Here is a 25,349-nt window from a genome sequence, read left to right as displayed (position 1 = left end):
CGCTATGAAAGTCCACCTGACCCTCCTGGCCGCCAGCCTGTTGCTGGCGGCCTGCGCCACCCCTGCGTCGGCCCCGGACAGCGGCCTCCAACCGCCACCGGCCTGGCAGAACCTCGATACACCCAGCGCCCGGGCGGATAACCAGCAGTGGTGGACACACTTTGGCAGCCCGCAATTGAACCGCTTGATCGAGCAAGCGCGCCTGGACAGCCACGACCTGGCCGCCGCCATGGCCCGGGTGCGCCAGGCCGAGGCCAGCGCCGTGATCGCCGGCGCGCCATTGCTGCCAGCGGTCACGGCCGGGCTCAACGGCAATCGCCAGGAATTGCTACGGGGCAAGGGCTACAACCAGCTGGATGTGGATCGGAACAACCGCACCATCGATTACTACGACGCCAACCTCAGTGCCACTTATGAGCTGGATTTCTGGGGCGGCAAACGGGCGGCCCGGGACAGTGCGCTGAAGACGTTGTCGGCCAGCCAGTTCGACCGCGCGACGGTGGAGTTGACCCTGCTCAGCGGCGTCGCCAACAGCTACACCCAGGCCTTGTCCCTGCGCGAGCAACAGCGCATCGCCGAACAGAACCTGGGCAATGCCCAACGCGTGCTCGACCTGGTGCAGACCCGCTACGACGCCGGCAGTGCCACAGCCCTGGAACTGTCCCAGCAAAAAAGCCTGGTGGCGGCCCAGCAACGCCGCTTGCCTCAGGTGCAGCAACAAGCCCGGGAAGCGTTGATCACCCTGGCGACGCTGCTGGGGCAACCGGTGCAGTCGGTCACACTCGACGACGACAGTTTCGACCGCCTGCACTGGCCGGCCATCGACGCTGGCGTGCCCAGCCAATTGCTGAGCCGCCGCCCGGACATCGCCGCCGCCGAAGCCCGCCTCGCCGCCGCCCAGGCCGACATCACCGTCGCTCGCGCCGCCATGCTGCCCAGCGTGACCCTGGGCCTGAGCCTGGGCACTGGCGCCGACATCGCCGACCAATTGCTGCGCAACAACTTCTACAACCTCAGCGCCGGTTTGGCCGCGCCAATCTTCAACAACAGCCGCCTGAGCGCCGAACGCGACCGAGCCACCGCGCGCCAGGAGGAACTACTCGAGCTGTACCGCGCCGCCATCATCAACGGCTTCGCCGACGTCGAGAAAGCCCTGAACGGCATCAACGGCCTGGACCGCCAACGGCAATGGCAAAGCGAAGAACTGCACCAGGCCCAGACCGCCTTCGACCTCGCCCAACGCCGCTACCAGGCCGGCGCCGAAGACCTGCTCACCGTACTGGAAACCCAACGCACCCTCTTCGCCGCCCAGGACATGAACGTGCAATTGCGATTGGCGCGGGTGCAGGCGAGCGTAGCGCTGTACAGGGCGTTGGGTGGGGGTTGGCGGGTGATGTAGGCCCCAGGCTCATCTTTTGATCGTTCCCACGCTCCGCGTGGGAATGCCTCTACGGACGCTCTGCGTTCGGCTCTCTGGGACGCCGAGCGTCCCCGGCTGCGTTCCCACGCGGAGCGTGGGAACGATCAGTAATGGTGTTCGGCTTTGGCTCTGTTTATCCGGCCATGCAGGAGTCCCGAGCGAGGCTACGTTGCCTTGCGTCATTGCCTACAACTACGCCAGAATCCGCCGGCTTGTGCGCTTGGCTTGTGGCTTTTACTGTTCCCAGGTCGCTGATTTCAGCGATCGGGTTTGGTAGCCCGCGAGTCAACTAGGCGCAAGCGCCACCTTCTACAGATGCTCTCTCGCGTCTGTGTCATGGTGGCCGTGCGCAGGGCGTCTTCGGGCGCGCCGGGTTCCTAGTGCTCCGGTCTACCAACCCGCGTACGGCCACCACCCAATCGTTTGGTAGCGAGGGTGACGAGTCCAAAAAACTCAACGAAGCCGCCGACCGCGCCCTCGCCTCGGTCAATGCCATGGCCAACGAACTGGTCTTTGATTTGGAAGGCGCACGCCGGAGTTTTGCCCTCGGGATCCAGCAGATGGTCGAGCTGAGTGAGCTGCTGGCGAACCGCGCACTGGACATCGCCGCGCCGCGATAAGCGCCCGAGTCATTGTGCTGGGCTACGTCCCGTAGGAGCTGACGAGTGCAACGAGGCTGCGATCTTTCCCCTGACGCTTGAGTCCCAAGAGAAAGATCAAAAGATCGCAGCCTTCGGCAGCTCCTACAGGGTGCAGCCCAGCGGGAGCAAGCGTCCTCGCCACAAAAGCAGCCATCCATATAGCCCAGGTTCGATCGTTCCCACGCTCCGCGTGGGAATGCCTCTACGGACGCTCTGCGTTCGGCCCTTTGGGACGCGGAGCGTCCCTGGCTGCATTCCCACGCAGAGCGTGGGAATGATCAGTAATATCTGACCCACTGAGGTGCTGGCCATTGGGGCTGCTTCGCAGCCCAGCGGGAGCAAGCTCCCTCGCCACAAAAGCAGTCTTTTACACAGCCCAGGTTCGGTCAGTACGGGCCAGGGTTCACACCGGTTTGGATTTTAGATTACGCGCATACCACGGCCGCTGCGGCACGCGGCGGAACAGGTCGGAGAGCTTTTTGTCATCGCTGCCGAAGGTGATGCGCAGGGCCAGTTTCATGGTTTCCGGGTCCATCTCCACCGAACGTCCAACCTGCAGCCCCGGCGTGGTGCTGCAACCGTGGGTGTCCGGGCCCAGCCAGGGGTCGGCGATTTCGACCCAGCGGCCCGGGGCGTACCAAGGCACGCCGTTGACGTCGAGCCGGCTCACTTCGCCCGGGTGGAAACGTTCGTGGGCACGGAACCAGTCTTCGAGGCGGTCATCGATCCAGCCGTGGAAGGCCCAGAACACCGGGCTCACGTGGGAGGAAAACGGATCACCGAGGAAGTCGTTTTCCGCGGCGAACCAGCGCTGGGCGAAGTCGTCTGGGTCGCGGGCGAACGGCACCGGGTGACCGTTGGAAGGGTCACGCGGCACCGAGGCCCAGCGCATGTGCAACCAGTCGTGCAGGCCCAATTCCACTTCCGAACCGAATTGGCCCAGGGTCAGTTTCGACAGGTAGCGCGGGTCGCGGTAGCGCGATTCCCAAACCTGGAAATTGCTGTGGTAGGTCTCGGCGGTCTTGATGTCGCTGACCCACTGGGCGTACTGCGCGTCGTCATCGGCCAGCCAGGTCGGCGGCAAGGCCGTGCCATCGTGGTTATCGAGGTAGCGGGCGAACCCAAGGCGATCGCGTTCCAGCTCCGGTTGCGGCAAGGGAAAGCGCGGCCACGACGGCAGCGGCTGGAACGAACGGGCCGTGCCGAGCATGTGCCGGTGCATGAAAAAAAAGTCCACGCCCGAGCCATTGCGATCCTTGCGCGGGCCGCGGGCATCACGCTCCTGGTCCCGAGGCCCGGGCTGCCAGCCGATGCCGCGCAGGGCATTGCGCTTGCCCTCGTCCAGGGTGTGCCATTTGTCCCGCGTGGCATGCCAGAGCTGGTGGAACAGCCGATGCTCGGGCGACACCAGCCAGGCCAGCAACGGCGGGCTCAGCGGCGTGCGCTCCCGGGCTTCGGGGAAGCGTTGCTTGAGGGCGATGAAATGATTGTCCTGTTCAGGCAGCGCCAAGGGACGATCCAGGCGCAACACGCGACCGCTAAGGGTGGCGCTGCCGGCATTGCCGAAACCGGCCCAGACTTCGTCCAGGGTCATGATGCATTCATAGTCGGGCGCGTCCTGTCGGGCACTCATCAGCCGCCAGCTCAGTTGCTTCGGGTCGGTGCCGGCCAGGTCGCCTAACACTCGGTAACGCGGCTCTTCGGCGCCACGCAAGCGTTCGGCGGTGTCGAGGTAGCCCACCAGGCCACGGCCCCTGTGGCCGATATCGAGGAATAGTTGCAAATCGTCCCGCGGCAAGCCTTCGAGACCGGCGTCACGGCCGGTGAAACGGAGCGTCCAGATGCCCCGCAACGTATCGGCGCGGCGCTGGCCCGCTACGTCAGCCACGTCGAACGAGGCCTCGCCGGGGGTGATGGTCGGGTCCGGCCGGGTCAGTTCGCGATGCCCGTAATACACCGCAGGCACGGCGGCACCGGTCAGCGCCAGGCCTGCCATGAACCATCGTCGAGAAATCGTCATTGCCTTACCTGTGTCCAGCCCTGGAGCGGGCTTTATCCAAGCTAGAACGATGGGTGGGCTGACAAATTTATAGGCAGTTGTGAGGGCCTCATCGCGAGCAGGCTCGCTCCCACAATGGATCTGAGTACATTTAGGCCGCTATCGCGAGCAAGCTCGCTCCCATAGGGGGGCTGGGTACATTCAGGAGAAACAGGTCAACTGCAAGGTCGCCTCGCGAGCAAGCTTTGCTCCCACAGTGGAATTGGATGCGGTCCCCTGTGGGAGCGAGCTTGCTCGCGATGGCGGCCCCGAGAACACCTAAATTTCCCCGCCGATCACTCGTTCTCCCCAGATAGCAAAGGCCCCCGCGCCTGTCCTTCCAAGGCGAACCTGACTGAGATCGGCAATGACAACACCACGTTCGAAAAAGGCTCTTTTCATCGGCCTGCCCCTGGCCCTGGCGTTGACCGTGGGTGCGGGCGTCGCGGCTTGGGACCACTGGTGGCGGGATAACCCCGGCTACCCAGTCAAGGTGATGAAAGAGGCCAGGGAACTGCACGAGCGCCTGCTGTCCTTCGACAGCCACATCACCGTGCCACTGGACTTCGGCACCGCCGGCAACGAAGCCGACAAGGACGGCAGCGGCCAGTTCGACCTGGTGAAAGCCAACCGCGGGCAATTGTCCGGCGCGGCCCTGACGATCTTCGGCTGGCCGGAGTTGTGGAACGGACCCAACGCCCCGCACAAGCCCACCGCCGGCTTCGTCGAGGAAGCGCGCAACCAGCAGGAGGTGCGCTACAAAATCATCACCGGCCTGGTCCGGGACTTTCCCAACCAGGTCGCCATCGCCTACACCCCGGATGATTTCCGCCGCCTGCACGGCGAAGGCAAGTTCGCGATCTTCATCAGCATGCTCAACGCCTATCCCCTCGGCCATGACCTGAGCCTGCTGGACCTGTGGACCGCGCGAGGCATGCGCATGTTCGGCTTCAGCTACATCGGCAACAACGACTGGGCCGACTCCTCCCGTCCGCTGCCGTTCTTCAACGATTCGCCCGACGCCCTCGGCGGCCTGTCGGACATCGGCAAGCAAGCGGTGACGCGCCTGAACGACCTGGGCGTGATCATCGACGTGTCGCAAATGTCGACCCCGGCCCTGGAGCAAGTCGCGCAACTGAGCCGCACGCCGCTGGTGGCGTCCCATTCGGCGCCACGGGCGATGGTCGACATTCCACGCAACCTCAGCGACAAGGAAATGCAACTGATCAAGGCCAGCGGCGGCGTGGTGCAGATCGTCGGTTTCTCCCAATACCTGCGGCCGCTGACGCAAAAGACCCAGGACAAGCTCAACGCCCTGCGCGAACGCTTCGACCTGTCGCCGCTGCCCAACCTGGCGATGGCGCTGATGCCCGGCGACCCGATCATCGCCGCCTGGCCGGAACAGAAATTCGGCGAATACGCCGGCCAGCTCTACGGCATCCTCGAAGAAGAACCCAAGGCCAGCCTCAAGGACCTGGGCGATGCCATCGACTACACCGTGCGCAAGATCGGCATCGACCACGTCGGCATCAGCTCGGACTTCAACGAAGGCGGCGGTGTGAAGGGCTGGGAGAACGTCGGCGACATCCGCAACGTCACCGCCGAGCTGCTGACCCGCGGCTACTCCGAAGCCGACATCGCCAAACTGTGGGGCGGCAATTTCCTGCGGGTCTGGGACCAGGTCCAGAAAGCCGCCCGCCCCGCCCTCGCCTCGACCCAGAAGACCGTCCAGCCATGAATGAACGTCGCACCTTCCTGAAGCAGGCCGGGATCCTCGCCGCCGGCCTGCCGCTCGCTGCCAGCCTGCCCGCCACGGCCAGCGCCGCTCCACTGCCACCGCTGCCGAAGGACAAATGGGCGCAGTTGCGCTCGCTGTTCAACCAGGACCCGGACTATCTGCATTTCTCCAACTTCCTGGTCACCACCCATCCGCGCCCGGTGCGCGAGGCCATCGACCGGCACCGCGCCGCCCTGGATAAAAACCCGGGGCTGTTGATGGACTGGGACCTGGGCGTCACCGAAGAACGCGAGGAAAACGTCCGCAGCTGGGCCGGCCGCTACCTGCAAGCGAGCCCGAAACAGATCGCTCTCACCGGCAGCACCACCGAAGGCCTGTCGATGATCTACGGCGGCGTCCACGTGGCGGCCGACCAGGAAATCCTCACCACCGTCCACGAACACTACGCCACCCACACCATTCTCGAGTTGCGCACCCAACGGACTGGCACACGGGTGCGCAAGATCAAGCTGTTCGACAACGCTCACGACGCCAGCCACGAACAGATCCTCACGGCCATCGACCGCAACATCCGCCCCGAAACCCGGGTGCTGGGCATGACCTGGGTGCATTCGGGCAGCGGCGTGAAGCTGCCGATCGACAAGATCGGCGCCCTGGTGGACAAGCACAACCAGGGCCGCAGCGATGAACAGCGGATCATTTACGTGGTGGACGGCGTGCACGGTTTCGGCGTCGAAGACCTGAGCTTCCCCGCCATGAATTGCGACTTTTTCATCGCCGGCACCCACAAGTGGATGTTCGGCCCACGCGGCACCGGCCTGGTGTGCAGCCGCAGCGAAGAGCTCAAGTACGTCACACCGATCATTCCAACGTTCTCTGAGGCCACGGCGTTTTCCACCACCATGACGCCGGGTGGCTACCACGCCTTCGAGCATCGCTGGGCGGCGGACGAGGCGTTCAAGTTGCACCTGCAACTGGGCAAGGCCGAGGTGCAGGCGCGCATCCATGCCCTCAACAGCTATTTGAAAAAACAGCTGGTGGCACAGCCGCAGATCGAACTGGTCACCCCGCTGAGCCCCGACCTGTCCGCCGGTTTCACCTTCTTCCGAGTCAAGGGCCGCGACAGCGACGAGGTCGCCGCCTACCTGATGAGGAACCGGGTGATCGCCGATGCCGTGCACCGCGATGCGGGGCCGGTGGTCCGTACTGCGCCGGGGCTGCTCAACACCGAGGCCGAGATCGATCGCTTCATGGGCTTGCTGGGCAAGACACTCTGAACCTGACTTATCGAGAGAGATGGATGAACAGTTTTTTGTTGAAGCTACTCCCGACACTGGCCGTCGCCGCCCTGCTGCCCTCCGGCGCCCAGGCCTCGCAAGCGGGCCAGGTCTTTCGTGACTGCAAGGACTGCCCGGAAATGGTCGTGCTGCCCACCGGCACCTTCCAGATGGGCACCCCGGAAGACGAAGTAGGCCGCGAGCCCGACGAAGGCCCGATGCACCCGGTGACGTTCGCCAAACCGCTGGCGATCAGTCGCTTCCAGGTGCTCAAGGGCGAATGGTTCGCCTACCTGCGCGACACCGGCTACACGATGCCCGACGGCGATGAGCGCCCCGGCCGCGCCTGCAAGGCCGGCATTCCGGACTACCAGGGCAGCGACCCTCGCAAGCAATACACCGACCGGCACCCGGCGGTGTGCATGGATTTCGCCGAGGCCAATGCCTACGCCGCGTGGCTGTCGAAAAAAACCGGCAAACACTACCGGCTGGTCAGCGAATCCCTGCGCGAGTACGCGGCACGCGGCGGCAGCACCGGGCCGTTCCCCTTCCCGTTCGATGAAGGCAAGGAGTACAGCATCGCCCAGCACGCCAACACCTACGGCGCGGCCGACGGCTACAACTTCACCGCCCCGGCCGGCAGCTTCGCGCCCAACGCCTTCGGCGTGTATGACATGCACGGCAACATCTACGAATGGACCGCCGATTGCTACAACGAAAACTATGTGGGCGCCCCGAGCGACGGCAGCGCGTGGCTGACCGGCAAGTGCGAATTCAAACGCATCCGTGGCAATGATTGGGGCGAGGCGCCGGTGTTCTCCCGCTCCGGCAACCGCAACGCGCTGGTGCCCGGCGATCGCGGCGACTGGATCGGTTTTCGGGTGGCGCGGGATATGTGAAGACGCCTCGCCACAATAATGTGTGTCAGGCGGCTCCTCGCTAAATCCCCTTCCCCTCCAATCGTTCTACAGGTGGGCGCGCCCCAACCGGCGTGCCGCCGTCCTCCAGCCCATGCGGTGAACGCCCGCGATGGCCTTCGCCCTTTTTCATCTAGCAGGGAAACCTCCATGAGCCAACCAAAACGCGGGGTGATCACTGAATTGTTCACCCTGCTCAAACCCTTCCGGCTGATTGTCGTGGGCTCCATCCTCTTGGGCATGTTGGGCGGCCTGAGCATCACTGCCCTGCTGGCAACCATCAACGACGCCCTGAACGCCGCCACAACGCCCACGTTCCAGATGCTGGCGACGTTCGCGGGGCTTTGCGCGGCAGCTCTGCTGACCTCGATTCTTTCAGACATCGGCACCAACCATGTCGGCCAGAACATCATCGCCGAGCTGCGTAAATCCCTGGGCAAGAAAGTCTTGCTGGCCCCCATCGAGCAGATCGAACGCTATCGCAGCCATCGGCTCATCCCGGTACTGACCCACGACGTCAACACCGTCAGCGACTTCGCGTTTTCCTTCGCCCCGCTGGCCATCGCCTTCACGGTCACCCTCGGTTGCCTGGGCTACCTGGCCTACCTGTCAGTGCCGATGTTTTTGCTGTTGCTGGTGGCACTGGTCATCGGCACGGTCGTGCAATACCTGGCTCGCGCCCGTGGCATCAGGGGTTTCGAAGACGCCCGTGAGGCCGAAGACGCGCTGCAGAAACACTACGGCGCTATCGCCGCCGGGGCCAAGGAACTGCGCATCCATCGCCCACGCCGCCAGCGCATGTTCAGCCAGCGCATCGAAGCGACCGCCGACTACATCTGCGACACCAACATCCGCTCGGTCAATACATTCGTGGTGGCCAAGACGTTCGGCTCGATGCTGTTTTTTGTGGTCATCGGCCTGGTCCTGGCCCTGCAATCGCTGTGGCTGGGCACGGACCGGGTGGTGCTCAGCGGTTTCGTGCTGGTGCTGTTGTACATGAAGGGCCCGCTGGAATACCTGGTGATGACGTTGCCGGTGATCAGCCGGGCGAACGTTGCGTTCAAGCGCATTGCCGAACTGGCCGAGCAGTTTTCCTCACCGGAACCGCATCTGCTGCTCAACGACAAGCACCTATGCAAACCAACGATCCAGCACCTTGAGTTGCGCGATGTGCACTACGCCTTCCCCGTGGTCGAAGGCAGCCAACCCTTCGCCCTGGGACCGGTCAACCTGTCCATCGCCCAGGGTGACATCGTGTTCATCGTCGGTGAAAACGGTGGCGGCAAGACCACGCTGATCAAGCTGCTGCTGGGCCTCTACTTCCCCCAGGGCGGCGAAATCCTCCTCGACGGCGCGCCGGTAGGGGCCGCTCAACGGGACGATTATCGCCAGTTGTTCACGACGATTTTTGCCGACTACTACCTGTTCGACGAGCTGGTCCAGGGCGATCAACAGGTGCCCAAAGACGCCAACCGCTACCTGGAGCGCCTGGAAATCGCTCATAAGGTCAGCATTCAGGACGGCGCCTTCAGCACCACCGACCTCTCCACCGGCCAACGCAAACGCCTGGCTTTGCTCAACGCCTGGCTTGAGGAGCGCCCAGTGCTGGTGTTCGACGAATGGGCCGCCGACCAGGATCCGGTGTTCCGGCGCGTGTTCTATACCGAACTGCTGCCGGAACTGAAGGCGCTGGGCAAAACCATCATCGTCATCTCCCATGACGACCGTTATTTCGACATCGCCGATCAACTGGTCCGCATGCAGGCCGGTCAGGTGGTCAGTGAAAAATCTGCGGCGGCTTTTGCCTGAACCCGTCCGACGCAATGCTGTTTATCGAGAACACCATGAACGAACTGCTAGATGATGATCTGCTGATGCTGCTGCTCGACGATGTCGCCGGCGACATGCACGCCAGCGCCAGCCGCCGGCTGGACCGCGCGCCGTTGTCTTTCGCCCAGCAACGCTTGTGGCTGGAGCACCAGCGAGACCCGGCCCGTTCGGCCTACAACTTGCCGCGGGCGCTGCGCCTGACCGGCAGACTCGATGCCGACGCCCTGGAACAGGCGCTGAATCGGGTCATCGACCGACACGACATCCTGCGCACCGCGTTCAATGACCTCGACGGTGCGGCAGTCCAGGTCGTCGAGCGCAACGCCTGCCTCATCCTGCACCGGGAGGACCTCGGCGCGCTCGCCCCCCAGGCACGAGCCATGGCACTCTCACAGCGCATCGAGTTGCACGCCCGGCAACCGTTCGATCTCAGCCACGCGCCGCTGATGCGGGCGACGCTTCTGCGGCTGGGCAGCGACGAACATGTACTGCTGCTCAACATGCATCACATTGTCTCCGATGCCTGGTCCAACACGATCCTCATGCAGGACATGACCCAGGCCTACGCTCAGGCCTTGCTCGGTGATCCGTCACCGCTGCCACCGTTGTCCCTGCAATACGCCGACTACGCCACCCACCAGCGAGGCGAGTATTTGCAGGGCACGGCCTGCCAGCGCAGCGGTGAATACTGGCGCCACTACCTGGGTCGCGACCTGCCCACGCTGGAACTGCCCCTGGATTTCCCCCGAGCCGCCGGCCAGCAGCATAGGGCCGGACGTGTGCACGTAACACTTGCCCCCGCAGTGACCCGGGCCCTGGACGCGTTCTGCCAACACCAGGGCCTTTCGCCTTTCGTGGTGGCACTGGCTGCCTGGCAGCTGTTGCTGGGCCGGTACAGCAACCAGGACGATTTCACCGTCGGCGTGCCCAACGCCAACCGCAACAGCCATGAATGCCAGGACCTGGTGGGGTTCTTTGTCAGTAGCCAGGTGTATCGGACGCGGATCGACTCGACCCACAGCGTGTCGGATTTCCTGCGCAGTTTGCGCGCCCAGTCCCTCGCCGCGCTGGAACATGCCGACTACCCGCTGGAGCTGATCCTTGATCAACTGCAACGTCCCGGCGCACAGGGCTTGTTCCAGGTCTTGTTCAACTGGCGCACCGGCTCACCGCCCCTGACGATCTCGCCCAACGGCGAACTGGCCCTGGAGTTTCTCGATACAGGCGACAGCCAGGCCAAGTTCGACTTGTCGCTGGATGTCGATTATTCACAGCAGCAGATTCTGGCGACGTTCGAATACAGCCGTGATCTCTACCGCACTGAAACCATCGAGCGCATGGCCGGCCACTGGCAAAACCTGTTGCAGGACCTGATCGAAACCCCTGAACGCGCCCTCGGCGAATTGCAATTTCTGAGCGCTGAGGAACGGCAGAACACCCTGCACGACTGGAACCGCCAGCCCACCCGGCTGCCCCGCGAACAGTGCCTGCACCAGTTGATCGAGGCCCATGCCGCCGCCACGGGTGACGCCACGGCACTGACCTTTGAAGGGCAGCACATGAGCTATGCCGAGCTCAATCGACAGGCCAATCAACTGGCCCATCGGCTGATCGAGCAAGGCGTCGGGCCCGACGTGCTGGTCGGCATCGCCGCCGAGCGTACGCCGCAAATGATCATTGGCCTGTTGGCAATTCTCAAGGCCGGTGGCGCCTACGTGCCGCTGGACCCAGCCTACCCGGCCGATCGCCTGGCCTACATGATCCAGGACAGTGGCGTGACGCAGATCCTGACCCAGGCTCATCTGCGTGAATCGTTGGCGTTGCCAGCCGACATGAACTGTTTGTCGCTCGACCCCGTCGAGATCGAGGGCGACTATCCCGAACACAATCCGGATGTGCCGATGCACCCGGATAACCTGGCGTATGTGATTTACACCTCCGGCTCGACCGGCCAGCCCAAAGGCGCATTGCTGACGCACCACAACGTCAGCCGATTGTTCCGGGCCACCGATCACTGGTTCAGCTTCGATCACCAGGACGTCTGGTGCCTGTTCCATTCCTATGCCTTCGACTTTTCCGTGTGGGAGATTTTCGGTGCGCTGCTGCACGGCGGCCGACTGGTCATCGTGCCCCACGCCGTGAGTCGTTCGCCGCAGGAGTTCTACGCCCTGGTTTGCCAGGAACACGTCAGCGTCCTCAACCAGACGCCCTCGGCGTTCAGGTCGTTGCTACAAGTCGCCTGCGAGCCTCATCAGCCGCTTGGTCACCGGCTGCGCCAGGTCATTTTTGGCGGCGAAGCCATCGATGTGCAGAGTTTGCGCCCCTGGTTCGAACGTTTCGGCGACCAGTCGCCTCGATTGATCAACATGTATGGCATCACGGAAACGACCGTCCATGTCACCTGGCGACCGCTGTCGATCGACGACTTGAACAGCGAGACCGCGAGCCCAATCGGCCAGCCCATCGTCGACCTGTCCTGGTATGTGCTCGACGCGCACCTGAACCCGGTCCCCAAGGGCTGCATCGGTGAGCTGCATGTCGGTCGGGCCGGCCTGGCCCGTGGTTACCACCAACGCGCCGACCTGACCGCCAGCCGCTTTATCCCCGACCCGTTCGATCCGCTGCCGGGTGGTCGCCTGTATCGCACCGGCGACCTGGCACGTTATGGCAGCGACGGCAGCATCGAATACATCGGGCGCCTGGATCACCAGGTCAAGATCCGCGGATTCCGCATTGAATTGGGCGAAATCCAGGCACGTTTGCAAGCGCTGCCGGCGGTCCGGGATTGTGTCGTATTGACCCATGAAGGCCCGGCCGGCCTGCAACTGGTCGCTTATGTGATTGCCACGCAAGCGTTCATGAGTGGGTTACGCGAAGGTCTGTTGGCCGCCCTCAAAGCGCAGTTGCCGGACTACATGGTGCCCAGTCACCTGGTGTTCATCGATCACTTGCCGCTCAATGCCAATGGCAAGCTCGACCGCAAGGCCTTGCCGGAACCGGACGCGCGTCTTCGGCAGACCGATTACGTGGCGCCGCGTACTCAATTGGAACAGGCACTGGCGCAGCTCTGGCAAGCATCCCTCAGGGTTGAGCGCGTGGGGATCAACGACAGCTTCTTTGAACTGGGTGGGCATTCGATCCTGGCGATTGAGCTGATCGCCAACCTCAAGGCACGCCTGAACATCACCGTGCGTCTGCAGGCGCTGCTGGCCAACCCGAGCATCGCGGAGCTGGCACTGTTCATTTCCCAGGAGCATCGGCAGCAGACTCAGTGTCTTGTTCCCTTGAACACCGCTCCCACCAATGCGCCGCAGTTGTTTTGCCTGCATCCCAGCGGTGGCATCGTGTTCTGCTACCAACCCTTGGCGCGCAAACTCAAACATCGGGCAAGCGTCAGCGGCGTCATGCACCGCGGCTTCAGCGAACCCCATGCGAGCCCTGAGGCCTGGCGCGAGATGATTGCCGATTACAACCGGGAAATCGTCAGCGCCCAACCCCAAGGCCCGTATTACCTGATGGGCTGGTCCCTGGGCGGGACCATCGCGCTGGACATCGCCGCGTCGCTGGAAAACCAGGGCCACACCGTCAGCTTCCTCGGCCTGGTGGACGCCACGATTCCTGAACATCTGTACCCGGCAACCTTGTCGCGTCATCGGCATTTGCCAGGCGCGGAGCAAGCCGACCCGGCCTCCCAGGATCTGCTCGAGGCCATCGAATACTTCGACCTGCTGTTTCCAACCCTCACCGAACGCACGGCGGCATACCGGCAAGAACACCCCGCCAGCACGGTCCAGGCCTTCCATGAGTGGGCCGCCAGCCAGACCGAGCCGGGCCGGGGCGACTTGCTGTCGATCGTGCAGAGCGTCAAGGATGAAGTCATGAACGCCCAGGCGTTCTCGGTGCATGACCGGTTGCTCGAAGCCTTTGACGGGTTCACCTTCAAACCAGTCCAGGTACGTCCCAGTTGCTGGTGGACACAGGCGGAAAAAACCCCTGGGGAACTGGCATTCTGCGAAGCCTTGATCAAGGGCTATAGCCTGACGGGTGAGCTGCAATGCTCGATGCATTCCCCGTTGCGTCATCGCAGTATGATTTTTGATGATGTGTTGCTGGATTCACTGGTCGAGGTTTTTCTGGCCAGTACGGTGGAAGGGAAATAGCGCCAATAGACGATACGGTGGCAAGGTCGCTTTTGTGGCGAGGGAGCTTGCTCCCGCTGGGCTGCGCAGCAGACCCAAAGGCGCGAACTCAATTTGCCTGACACACTGGGTTGCCGGATTTCAGGGGTGGTGTGTATATCCGTTTCTTCGGTAACGGCGGCTTAGGGTTCCGCCCTGACGGCGGGTCACTTTTGAGAAGCCCGGGAGCCGGCCCAGTCAAAAGTAAGCAAAACGCTTCTGCCCCACCACTCGGTGCCTCGCCTAGGCTCGGCATGCCCTCACTCCGGCATTGCTCCGTGGGCCCGCCGCGAAGGGCCATCCATGGCCCAGCGCGGCTAACCCGGCATCCATGCCGGGATGCCCACTCCACAATGCCTGCGTTCGGCCAGCGTGGTTAACGGGGCGCCGAGATCAACGTCCACCGAGAGGCGGCCTAACAGCCGACCTGGTTCTTGGTGGGACCGCGTTTCCCCTGTGGGGCTTGCGCGCGATGAGGCTAGCACATCCACCATCTTCATCGACTGTAGCCCCGCCTTCGCGAGCAAGCTCGCTCCCACATTGGATCTTCAGCAGCCACAACATCCGTATGTACCCGGGGTCCTTCTGTGGGAGCGAGCCTGCTCGCGATGAGGCCAGTCCATTCAACATCTTCATCGACTGTGACACCGCCTTCGCGAGCAGGCTCGCTCCCACATTGGATCTTCAGCAGACACAATATCCGTATGCATACAGAGTCCTTCTGTGGGAGCGAGCCTACTCGCGATGAGGCCAGCACATCCAACATCTTCATCGACTGGAACGCCGCCTTCGCCAGCAGGCTCGCTCCCACATTGGAGCTTCAGCAGCCACAACATCCGTGTGCACCCGGGGTCCTTCTGTGGGAGCGAGCCTGCTCGCGATAACGCCGGCACATCCAACATCACCGTAAACTGACCCTCCGCTATCGCGAGCAAGCTCGCTCCCACAGGAAAAACACGGTCCCACCAAGAACCAGGTCGGCTATAAGGCCGCCTCGCGGTGGACGTTGATCTCGGCGCCCCGTTAACCACGCTGGCCGAACGCAGGCATTGTGGAGTGGGCATCCCGGCATGGATGCCGGGATAGCCGCGCTGGGCCATGGATGGCCCTTCGCGGCGGCCCACGGAGCAATGCCGGAGTGAGGGCACACCGAGCCTAGGCGAGGTGCCGAGTGGTGGGGCAGAAGCGTTTTGCTTACTTTTGACTGGGCCGGCTCCCGGGCTTCTCAAAAGTGAGCCGCTGTAAGAGCGGAACCATAAGTGGCCGTTACCGCAGCAACGGATATACACACCACCCCACCCAAAAAAAGCCCAAAAAAAACGGCGCTTCCCATTTCTGAAGAAGCACCGTTTTTTAGTGACCAACACTACCCACAAGGCGGGTCTATTTCATTCCCGCAAGAATCAGAACTCCGGGGTGTACTTCACCGAGAACATCAAGTTGCGCGGATCACCGAAGTTGTTGTTGCCATTAAGCTGATTGTAAGCAGACGTTAGGTACGTCTTGTCAAACAGGTTGTTAGCGTTGACCGCCAAAGCGATTTCCGGCGTCAGTTGATAGCCGACGCGAGCGTTCCATACGGTGTAACCCGGGATTTCACGGTCATAGTCGTAAACCATCGTGTGGCTTTGGGTAGTGAAGCCCAAGCCGGTGCTGACACGGCTCCAGTCGCCGGTGAACTGGTAGTTGCCCCACACGCGCAGCATGTGTTTCGGCGTCCAGGTACTGTAGATGCGGCCTTCATTGTCCGGGTCCTCCAGGTACTTGGTGGTGTTGAAGGTGTAGCCCGCGAACAACTGAAGGTTGTCTATCACTTCACCACTGATTTCAGCATCGAAACCCTGGCTGCGCACTTTCCCCGAGGCAGAGGAGCAGTTCACGTCAGTACAACCGGCGATGGAGACGGCACGGTTCTCGTGGTCATAACGGAAGACGGCCAGGGAGGTATTGACCCGACCGTCCATCAGCTCACCCTTGAGGCCGACTTCGTAGTTGGTGCCAACGATGGGCTTGAGCACCGAACCGCTGGGATCGACCTCGGTCTGGGGCTGGAACACGTCGGTGTAGCTGGCGTAAACCGCCCACTCACGGCTCAGGTCATAGATGATACCGCCGTAAGGCGTGACCACTCCGGTTTCAGTTCCGGTGCTTGGCTGGTTGCGAGTAATACCGTTGGCCGCGGTTTCGGTTTTCGACTTGTAGCTGAAGTCATACCAACTGACCCGGGAACCCAGCACCAGCGTCAGGTCGTCGACCGGCTTGACACGCCAGGTGCCATACACACCCTTCTGACGGATATCGTATTTGCTGAGGGTGCCTCGCCCGCCCGGGCTGTTGATCAGGCCCTCGTAGCTGATGTCTGGACGGTTGTTGTTCAAGTCGAAGATTGTGTCGCTGCTGTTGTTGAATGTCCGGGCGAATTTATCATCCGTCTCCAACTGCGAGAAGTTGCCGCCAAGCATGACTTCCTGCTCCATCGACAAGGCTTCGAACTTGCCGTTCAGGTTCATGTCGAGACCAGACTTTGTGGACTGGAAATCGGTAACGAAGTCAGCATATTGCACACCTGTGCCATCAGGGTTGAGACCGACACCGCCATTTTGCGTTCGCTGGTTCTTCGCCTGGTTATCTTCAGTCATGTACACAGCACCCACCTTGAACGCCCAGTCCTCGTTGAAGTGATGCTCCAGGTCGGTGTAGTAGGTGGTGACATCGATTTCAGAACGGTTCCAACGCGCACCCGTGTAGGTCGAACGCGACACGTCCGGCATCGAACCGTCGGCATAACGAGGCAGGCCACGGATGTTGCCGCGCGATTCGCCGTTGGATTGGCTGACGGCGAAGCCCAGGGTGGTGTCTTCGCTCAGGTCGACGTCCAACGCACCGTACAGCGAGTGAGTCTTTGTCCACGCATGGTCGACGAACGAATTGCTCTGGTCTTCGTCGACGACGACGCGGCCGCGAATGTTGCCGGCCTGGTTCAGCGGGCCGCCGGCGTCCAGTTGCAGACCGTAGTGATCCCAGGAGCCGGCCTTGCCGGTCAGGGTCACGGTCGGTGCGCTCTGGCCACGCTTGCGCACCAGGTTGACGGCACCACCGGGGCTGCCAGTGCCTTGCAGCAGGCCGGCCGCGCCGCGCATGATTTCCAGGCGGTCGAAGAAGATCAGGTCCTGGGTCGCCCAGTTGCCCAGCGAATAGTTGTTACGCAGGATCGGCACACCATCGTATTGCCAATCGTCGATCTGGAAACCGCGGGACGACAGGATCATGCCTTGGCCGACGCCCTGCAGGCCGACGATGCCGGTGGTCTGGTTGACGGCGTCCTTGAGGCTGACCAGGTTCTGGTCATCCATCTGCTTGCGCGTCATCACGGTGATCGACTGGGGAATTTCCTTGAGGGTGTGGGTGCCCTTGCCAATGGTCACGGCGTGACTGGTGTAGGTGTTACTGCCTTCGGTTGTCGCGTCCAACGCTTGTGCACTGATGGTGGTCGCACCCAGCTCAAGGCCTCCCGTGGCAGAACCGCGCACCAGCATCAGGGTATTGCCCTCAACGCTGTAACGCACCCCCGTGCCCTTGAGCAACTCGGCAATGGCCGCCTGCGGGCTCATCTTGCCGCTGACGCGGGTGCTCTTCAGGTCGGCCATATCTGCAGCGTTGTAGATCACTTGCTGGTTGGTCTGCTGACCGAACGCTTGCAGTGCCTGCGGCAGCGGTTGCGCAGGAATGTTGATGCTGACGTCTTCTGCCATCACCTGAGCGCTGAGGGGCAGTACGCAGACCAACCCCAGACCGGCCAACACCCGCCGCGAACGCAGGCCGCGGGACATGACGAGTGCCTTGAACAGAGGTTTCAACTCATGAATGGATGACATCGTGCTCTCTATTATGGGTAGAAGTAAAAGTCCATGGGGCCGAAGGGCCCGCCGCTCGCCAGCACACGTGAACCCGCACGGTCGATTGCCCCAAGGCAATGTCAGTGCGTGGCCGACCGGCCCCTCCCCGGGCACGGTCATCTGGCTGGAAGACGGCGAAATTTTTTCTGAACAAGCCCGGTGCCTGGACGTCCTGCCCGACCCGATTTGCCCACATACCTAAGTAAGACGCAGCACCTGCCAAAAACCGGAATGAGTTTATTTATCATTCGCGAAAAAGATTAAAAAAAAGGCCGGCGCTGTTGGGCGACGGCCTTTTGTTTCGTGTGATGTCAGTTGCTTTGCGCAGCCCTGGCGGCTTGCAGCTGCCGAGCCTGTTCGGTCAGGCGGAGCTTTTCCTCGGGGCTCATCGCTTCCATGCGCAAGCGGACCTGGGCCATTTTTTCCAGTTGCCCCGGACTGCTCTCTAGCGCCCGCAAGGCCAGTGCCAGCGACGCCACGGTCGGATGATCGAAGACCAGGCCCGGGTGAATTTCGCACTGCAACAACTTGCGAATACCGGCCACCAACTTGATCACCAGCAGCGAATGACCTCCGGCGGCGAAGAAGTCACGATCGATGCCCAATCGCTCCAGCCCCAGCAATTGCGCCATGCGTGTGGCGAGCAATTGCTCCAGCGCATCGCGCGGCGCGGCGTCTTTGTCATCCGTTGCCGCACCCGCCAACTGCTGCAATGCCTTGCGATCGATCTTGCCGTTGACCAGTCGCGGGAACGCTTCGATCAGCTGCATGTGCTGGGGCACCATCACGCTGGGCAGGCGGGCGCTCAACCCGGCACGGGCGGCGTCCAACACGCCCGTGGCGCTACCCGGCTGCGCCACGATAAAGGCCAACAGTCCCTGCTCGACCGACGCCGCCGGCAGCACCAGGGCTTCGGCCACCTGCGGCATGCGCAGAAGCACCGCCTCGATCTCCGCCAGTTCAATACGGAACCCGCGCACCTTGACCTGCTGATCACGCCGACCGTACAGCTGGATCGCCCCATCCGTGCGATAACGCGCCAGGTCGCCGGTGCGATACAAACGCTGCGCCGGATCAAACGGACTCTGGATGAACGTCTGCTCATCGGCCTCGGCATTCAGATAGCCCCGGCACAACTGCGCGCCGCCCAGGTACACCTCACCCAGCACGCCCACCGGCGCCAAGCGCAGATCGGCGTCCAGCACGTAAACCTGGTTGTTGCCCAGCACCTGAGTCAGCGCCGAACAATCGCCGACCGCGCCGTGCAGCGACAACGGATGAATCATTACCCCCACCGTGGCTTCGGTCGGCCCATAGTGGTTGAACACGCGGCAATCGCTGCGCAACCGGGCGATGCGCTCGATCAGCGTCGCGGGGATCGGCTCGCCGCCCAGAATCAGCGTAAGCGGCAGTGTCGCCTGCTCACTGTCGAGCAGCGCCGCAAGGTGCGACGGCACGATTTTCAGGCAGTCGATCCGTTGCTGCTGCAGGTACCCCGCAAACAACGCGCCGTCCTGCATCTGCTCATCGCTGGCCACATGCAGGGTGGCGCCATTGAACAACGCGCCAAACAACGCCGTGTTGCCCAGGTCCGCCGCCACGGTGGAACTGAAACCGACGTTTTTGCACTGTGCCAGCCCCAGGGCCTGGCTGGCCTGGGCGGTGTAGTTGAGCAATTGCCGATGCTCGATCACCACGCCTTTGGGCACCCCGGTGGAGCCGGATGTAAACAACACGTAGGCGATGTCGTTGCCCTGGGTGGCGAGCACCGGTAATGGCGCTGCCGACTGACTGAGTTCAGCCAATGTCAGCGCCTTGTACGGCTGCCCGTGCCAGGCCGGCAGATGCGTCGCATCGGTGAGCAACACCGCCGCGTCGGCCTGTTCCAGCATCAACGCCTGGCGCGCCTGGGGCCACTGCACATCCAGGGGCAGGTACGCCGCCCCTATGCGCCAGCTCGCCAGCATCGCAATCACCAGCTCCGCCGAGCGCGGCAACGCCAGCGCGACAATCGAACCCTGGCCCAGACCTTGGTCCTTGAGGCCCTGCGCCACACGGTCGACCCGGGCTTGCAACTGGCCATAGCTCAAGTGCTGATGGGCGTCGGTCAGGGCGATGGCGTCCGGCGTACGAATCGCCAGCTCAGCGATGCGCTGCGGTAGATAACGGCCATCCGTCAATGCCTGCATCGGCGGATTGATCGCCCGCAGGCGCTGCTCCTCGCTGCGACTGAGCACATTGAGCTGCGCCAGTGCGGTTTGCGGGGCGGCAAGGATCGACGCCAACAGCACGCCGTACTGTTCCAGCACGACGCCGGCCGATGCGGGCGAATAACGCGAACCGGCGTAAGACAGATTGACCGCGGCAAGCCGCTGGGCATCGTCCAATTGAACCTGTAGCAGCAACTCGAACGCATCGGCCTGCACAAGCGTTGGCTCCGGCGCCCAGTTCAAGCCGTCACGGTTCCTTGCGCCGCTCGCCTGCCCCAGGGTAAAGCCATAGGCCGGGCGTGCGTCAGGCGCCAGGTCCGGGGTCCAGTATTCCTGCCAGGTACGATGGGCTTCGAGGCCCGCCGCCAGTTCGCTCAACCACTCACTGAACGCCACGCTGGCGGGCAACGAAACGCAAAGCGGCAGGGTTTTCTCGAACACGCCCACGGCATTGGCGAAGTATTCATAGTCACCACGGCTGTCATGGCGCACGCCGACCAGCGCCTGCTCAAGCCCGCTCAAACGTCCCAGCAACACCCACCACGCGCCTTGCAGCAGCGTGGCAAGCGGCTGGCCGAGCTGCTCGGCCAGACGGTACAAAGCGTCACGCTGGGCAGGTTCCAGCGTCAACGACACGCACCTGTCGCCTGCACCGGCCTCACCGCCGGCGCTGCGTGCGGCCAACCACGGCGTGGCGATGTCCGTCTGCACACCGTGCAGGTGTTGCTGCCAGTAGCTGCGTCCGGTGGCGGCATCTTCATCCAGCACCACCTCGCTGCGCCATTCCAGGTATTGGGTGAACTCGCCCGGCGCGTCGTCTTCCGCCCCCTGGATCCCGGCGTAGGCTTGCTGCACCTGCTCAAGCAGCAGATTCAGGGATTGCCCATCGGCACTGCAGCGGGCGATACCCAGCACCAGTTGCCATTGCCGTGGCGCCAGACGATAAAGCCCGGCCTGGAGGCTTTCCGATTCGCCGAGCACAAAAGCGCGACCCATCGAATCCTTGATCTGCGCCTGGATGTCCTCGGCCTGTTGCTCGCTGGCCTGTACTGTCAGTGGGAAGCGAGCGGCGCTGGCGGCGGCCTGGCGCCAACCGTGGAAACCGGCGACTTTGCCCAGCCGCGCCAACAGCATCGGCTGTTGCGCCAGCAGCGTATCGAACGCGACCTGCAAGCGCTGCGGATCGAGATCGCCGTCGATCACCACGTTCAGCCAGCGCAACGCCTCGCCACAGGTCGCCGTGGGCGACAGTTGTTCGAGCAGCGTTTGTTGCTCGGGCGTCAGGGGGAAACTTGGGGCCTGTTGATCCATCCTTACTTCGCTCATGCTCCGGTTTCCTCCAGATTGCGCCGGCCCTGAATCGCGTGCCCGGCACTGGCCGGGTTGTCCAGAGCGCTACGGTCGTACATATCGCCCATGGCTACCACGATCTTGCGCGGGCCCTCGAACGGGTCGCGGGCGTGGGCCACCAGCATGTTGTCCAGCAGGATCACATCGCCTTTTTGCCAGTCGAAACGCACCGCGCAGGCTTCATACAGCTCACCGATACGCGCCATCACCTCGTCTTCAATCGGTGTGCCGTCGCCGTAATACACATGCCGAGGCATGCGCTCCAGGCCGAACATCGACAACAGGTCCTCCCGCACGTCCGGGTCCAACCAATAAATGTGATGCAATTGCACCTGGTTGAAGAACGACTTCTCTCCAGTGATCGGGTGCGTGATGATCGCGGGCCCCGGTGTGCGGGTCTGCAACTCGTCGTTATCGAGCCAGCGCCATTGGATGCCGCCCGCCCGACAGCGGGCCTCCACTTCAAGGCGGTCTTCGGTCTTGAAGAAGTGCTGCCACGACACGTCGAGTTTGTCGGTGAAGGTGCGTACGTACAGCAACCCTTTGTCTTCGAACTTCTCGCGAAGGTCCGCCGGCAGTCGTTCATACATCAACCGGCAATCCACCACCGGGGTCGCGCCGCCTACGGGTGCGGCTTGCTCGCAATAGAACATCTGCTTGCGCGGCCAGCGGTCCTGATGGGAGCTTTCGTTGTGGAACAGGATCATCTTGCGCTCGGGGTACGGCGTGGAACGGTAGGTGTTCTTGCCGCCTTCTTTCTTCGGCAGGTCGCCGTACTGACCATAAAGCCCTGGCTGTACCGCTTCGGCGAAGGCTTCAAAACCCTGGATACCGTCCAGCGCGAAACCGCGAAACAGAATGCCCGCATGTTCGGCCAGCTTCTGCTCGAGCAGCGGCCGGTTCTGGTGGATCCACTCGATGACATCCAGATGGGGCTCGCCCGGCTCCAGCATCAAGGGAAAGCGCTGCGGTGCAGCCACCAGTGATTCACGCACCCGCGCCGCACGAGGCTTGGCGAGCGGTGTCACGGAACGCTTGAGAAACTTGCCCAATTTGTCGGCCTTGGGCCCCGGGACGGTGGCAGGCGTGACGGCCGCCGCCATGTTGTCGACTGGCATGCTGATAGCTCCCAATTGAATGTCCTGATCAGCGACGATCTGTTCCAACAGGGCTGTCCAGGCCTGAATCAGGTGCTGAATGCGCTCATGTCCGAACAAGGTTGTGGCGAATTGCCAATTACCGCGCAATTGCCCTTCTTCTTCGTCAACGAACAACGCCATATCGAATTTAGAATGGGTCTCGAGCGCCGGCAGCAATTCCACGCTCAACCCCGTCATGGAGCGGGTGCGCACCGGCACGTTGTTCATCACGAACAACACCTGGAGCAACGGGTTCATGCCCTTGTGTCGTGGTACGCCCGCGGCTTCGACAATCTGGTCGAACGGCAAATCCTGATGCTCCAGGGCGCCGAGCAGATTGTCCTGGGTCTGCCCCAGGAAGCGCGAGAACGTGGCCGCGGCGTCGAAACGCGAACGCAGGGGCAGTACGTTGACGAAGAAACCGATCAGCCGCTCCAGCTCAGGCTGTTCACGACCCGCCACGTCGGCCCCGACCACCAGGTCTTGCGCGTCGCAGAGCCGATGCAACAACACCTGGAAGGACGCCAGCAGCGTGCTGTACAGCGTGACACCGGCCTCGCTGGCTAACCGGCGCAAGGCCCCGCTCAGCGCGGTGGAAAGCTGGAACTGCAACGCATCGCCGTCGTAGGACGCCGTCTGGCCCCGGGGGCTGCTCAGCGGCAAGTCCAGGCGCCCTTCGTAGCCGCCGAGCCGGTGCTTCCAGTACTCGGCCTGTCGCGCCAGTACGCCCTGCTCCTCCAGCGCCTGTTGCCACAGCGCGAAGTCATGGTACTGAACCTCCAGGGGCGGCAGCGGCATCGGTTCGCCCTTGAGGGATGCCTCGTAGACCTGCACCAGTTCGTTGATCAACAGCCCCATCGACCAGCCATCGGAGATGATGTGGTGCATGGCATACAACAACACGTGCTCGGTCGGCCCCAGGCGCAGGATCCGCCCGCGCAACAGCGGTGCCTGTTCCAGGTCGATGGGGATGCGCGCGTTTTCCAGCGTCGCCCGGGCCACTTGTTCCTGCTGGGCACTGGGCGACAGGCCGGAGAGGTCGATCACCGGGAAGTCCAGTTGCACCTCATCAGCAATCAGCGCCAGCGGATCGCCTTCTTCGTCCTGGACATACGCGGTGCGCAGTACGTCATGACGGCGAGCCACATCGGCAAAGCTGCTCATCAGGTGCACCAGCGACAACTCGCCGCACAGGCGCAGCGCCATGGGCATGCCATAGGCCGACGTGCCACCGGACAATTGTTCGGCGATCCACAAACGTCGCTGCACCAACGACAGCGGTGCCGAACGTCGCGGCCCATGGGCCTTGAGCCGGACCTCATGGGAATCGCCCGCCCGGACCGGCCCATCGGCAGTGCCGGCCATCAGGACCGCCAGCGCCTTGAGCTGCGGATGATTGAACAAGTCACGCAGGCTCAGCGGATAACCCGTCAGCTTGCGCAAACGCGAGACCGCCTGGGTTGCCAGCAAGGAGTGGCCGCCGCGCTCGAAGAAATGGTCATTGCGACCGACCTGTTCCACTTCCAGCACCTCTTGCCAGATACCGGCGATCTGTTGCTCCAGTTCGCTGACGGGCGCCTCGTAACCGCTTTGCGACAACCCGGTCTCCACGGCCGGCAGGGCCTTGCGGTCGAGCTTGCCGTTGGGGGTCAGGGGCAATTGTTCGAGGAACAACAGGTGCGCCGGGATCATGTAGTCCGGCAGGTGTTCCTTGAGGCCTGCCTTGAGCTGGGCGCGCAGGTTGCTTTCGTCCATTTGCAACGCCGCAGCGACCACGTAGGCCACCAGTTGCTGACCGCCCGGGGCGTCCTGGGCCAGGACCGCCACGTCACGCACCTCAGGCTGTTGCAACAGCCGCGCTTCGATTTCCCCCAGTTCGATACGGAAGCCGCGGATCTTCACTTGATGGTCGATGCGGCCCTGGTATTCGAGCACGCCATCGACGCGGTAACGGCTCAAGTCCCCGGTGCGGTAGAGGCGTTCGCCGGTGGTGGAGAACGGGTTGGGCACGTATTTTTCGGCGGTCATCGCGGCGCGGCCAAGGTAGCCTCGGGTGATGCCCGCACCGCTCAGGTACAGCTCTGCCGAAACGCCTTGGGGGACTGGTTGCAGGTCGGCGTCGAGCAGGTAGCTGGCAGTGTGCTTGAGGGGCCGGCCGATGTTCGCCGTGCCGCCGGGGGTGCGGCGGGTCCAGGTTGAGTAAGTCGTGTCTTCCGAAGGGCCATAAAGGTCGTACACATGCTCAACCCCTTGTGGGAGTGAGCCTGTGGGAGCAAAGCTTGCTCGCGATGGCGGTGGATCAGTCACACATGGGCCAGCCGATAGGGTGCTATCGCGAGCAAGCTTTGCTCCCACAGGCTTTGCTCCCACAGATTCTGATTCTAGAGGCTTAGCTTGCACCGGCCCAATCCCACAGAGGGGGTGCTGATAAAGCGCGTCCACCAGGCTTTGCTTCAGTGGCTCACCGGCCAGGTTGATGATGCGCACGCTGGCCGGGATCTCGTCGCTGCGCTGCAACGCAGCAATCGCCGAGGGCACGGTGTTGATCAGGCGTACCTGATCGCGGGCCGGCAGTTGCGGCAATTCCAGGGCATTGCGGGCGATGATCAGCGAGCCGCCGTTGGCCAGGGTCACGAACAGCTCCCACACCGACAGATCGAAACACACCGACGTGGAGGCCAATACCCCCTGGATGTCGTCGCGGCTGTAGACCGA

At 62.9% G+C, this 25,349-nt stretch carries 11 protein-coding genes; 7 read left to right on the top strand and 4 right to left on the bottom strand.

Going from position 1 to position 25,349, the window contains the following annotated elements; all coding sequences use genetic code 11:
• Positions 1–4: 4 nt before the first annotated feature.
• Both AB4Z20_RS06790 and AB4Z20_RS06785 read left to right on the top strand, forming a co-directional pair.
• The gene (locus tag AB4Z20_RS06790; protein WP_442089592.1) at positions 5–1,399 is read left to right on the top strand and encodes an efflux transporter outer membrane subunit; all 1,395 of its coding nucleotides are present in this window, start codon (positions 5–7) and stop codon (positions 1,397–1,399) included.
• Between the two features lie 401 nt (positions 1,400–1,800).
• Positions 1,801–2,040, top strand: a complete 240-nt coding sequence (locus AB4Z20_RS06785; RefSeq protein ID WP_442089591.1) for a DUF6124 family protein — start codon at positions 1,801–1,803, stop codon at positions 2,038–2,040.
• A gap of 424 nt (positions 2,041–2,464) precedes the next feature.
• Here AB4Z20_RS06785 and pvdP read toward each other — a convergent pair whose 3' ends face one another.
• On the bottom strand, positions 2,465–4,081 hold the full coding sequence (gene pvdP / locus AB4Z20_RS06780) for a pyoverdine maturation tyrosinase PvdP (protein WP_442089590.1): 1,617 nt from the start codon (positions 4,079–4,081) through the stop codon (positions 2,465–2,467).
• A gap of 385 nt (positions 4,082–4,466) precedes the next feature.
• Here pvdP and pvdM point away from each other — a divergent pair, with 385 nt between their 5' ends.
• The 5 genes from pvdM to AB4Z20_RS06755 all read left to right on the top strand — a co-directional run bounded on the left by pvdM (position 4,467) and on the right by AB4Z20_RS06755 (position 14,021).
• Positions 4,467–5,837, top strand: coding sequence for a pyoverdine-tailoring dipeptidase-like protein PvdM (gene pvdM / locus AB4Z20_RS06775; RefSeq protein WP_442089589.1), 1,371 nt, complete (start codon positions 4,467–4,469; stop codon positions 5,835–5,837).
• Positions 5,834–7,114, top strand: coding sequence for a pyoverdine-tailoring periplasmic protein PvdN (pvdN, locus tag AB4Z20_RS06770; protein ID WP_442089588.1), 1,281 nt, complete (start codon positions 5,834–5,836; stop codon positions 7,112–7,114). The genes pvdM and pvdN overlap by 4 nt, the downstream gene beginning before the upstream one ends.
• A gap of 23 nt (positions 7,115–7,137) precedes the next feature.
• Positions 7,138–8,013, top strand: coding sequence for a dihydropyoverdine dehydrogenase (gene pvdO, locus AB4Z20_RS06765; RefSeq protein ID WP_442089587.1), 876 nt, complete (start codon positions 7,138–7,140; stop codon positions 8,011–8,013).
• 168 nt (positions 8,014–8,181) lie between these two features.
• On the top strand, positions 8,182–9,840 hold the full coding sequence (locus tag AB4Z20_RS06760; RefSeq protein WP_253476644.1) for a cyclic peptide export ABC transporter: 1,659 nt from the start codon (positions 8,182–8,184) through the stop codon (positions 9,838–9,840).
• Between the two features lie 35 nt (positions 9,841–9,875).
• The gene (locus tag AB4Z20_RS06755) at positions 9,876–14,021 is read left to right on the top strand and encodes an amino acid adenylation domain-containing protein (RefSeq protein ID WP_442089586.1); all 4,146 of its coding nucleotides are present in this window, start codon (positions 9,876–9,878) and stop codon (positions 14,019–14,021) included.
• A 1,421-nt stretch (positions 14,022–15,442) separates the two neighbouring features.
• Here AB4Z20_RS06755 and AB4Z20_RS06750 read toward each other — a convergent pair.
• The 3 genes from AB4Z20_RS06750 to AB4Z20_RS06740 all read right to left on the bottom strand — a co-directional run.
• Entirely contained in the window at positions 15,443–17,914 is a 2,472-nt protein-coding gene (locus tag AB4Z20_RS06750; RefSeq protein WP_442089585.1) for a TonB-dependent siderophore receptor, read from the bottom strand.
• A gap of 332 nt (positions 17,915–18,246) precedes the next feature.
• Positions 18,247–21,471 (bottom strand): non-ribosomal peptide synthetase, encoded by a 3,225-nt coding sequence (locus tag AB4Z20_RS06745; RefSeq protein WP_442089584.1) that lies wholly within the window; start codon positions 21,469–21,471, stop codon positions 18,247–18,249.
• Positions 21,468–25,349: condensation domain-containing protein (locus tag AB4Z20_RS06740; protein ID WP_442089583.1), on the bottom strand; the 3,882-nt coding region annotated here is incomplete at its 5' end. The genes AB4Z20_RS06740 and AB4Z20_RS06745, both read right to left, overlap by 4 nt.

This window comes from Pseudomonas sp. KB_12 (assembly GCF_052114545.1).
In the GTDB taxonomy this organism is placed as follows: domain Bacteria; phylum Pseudomonadota; class Gammaproteobacteria; order Pseudomonadales; family Pseudomonadaceae; genus Aquipseudomonas; species Aquipseudomonas brassicacearum.
Note: the sequence above shows the minus strand (reverse complement) of the source record. Positions and strands in the feature narration are given on the sequence as shown.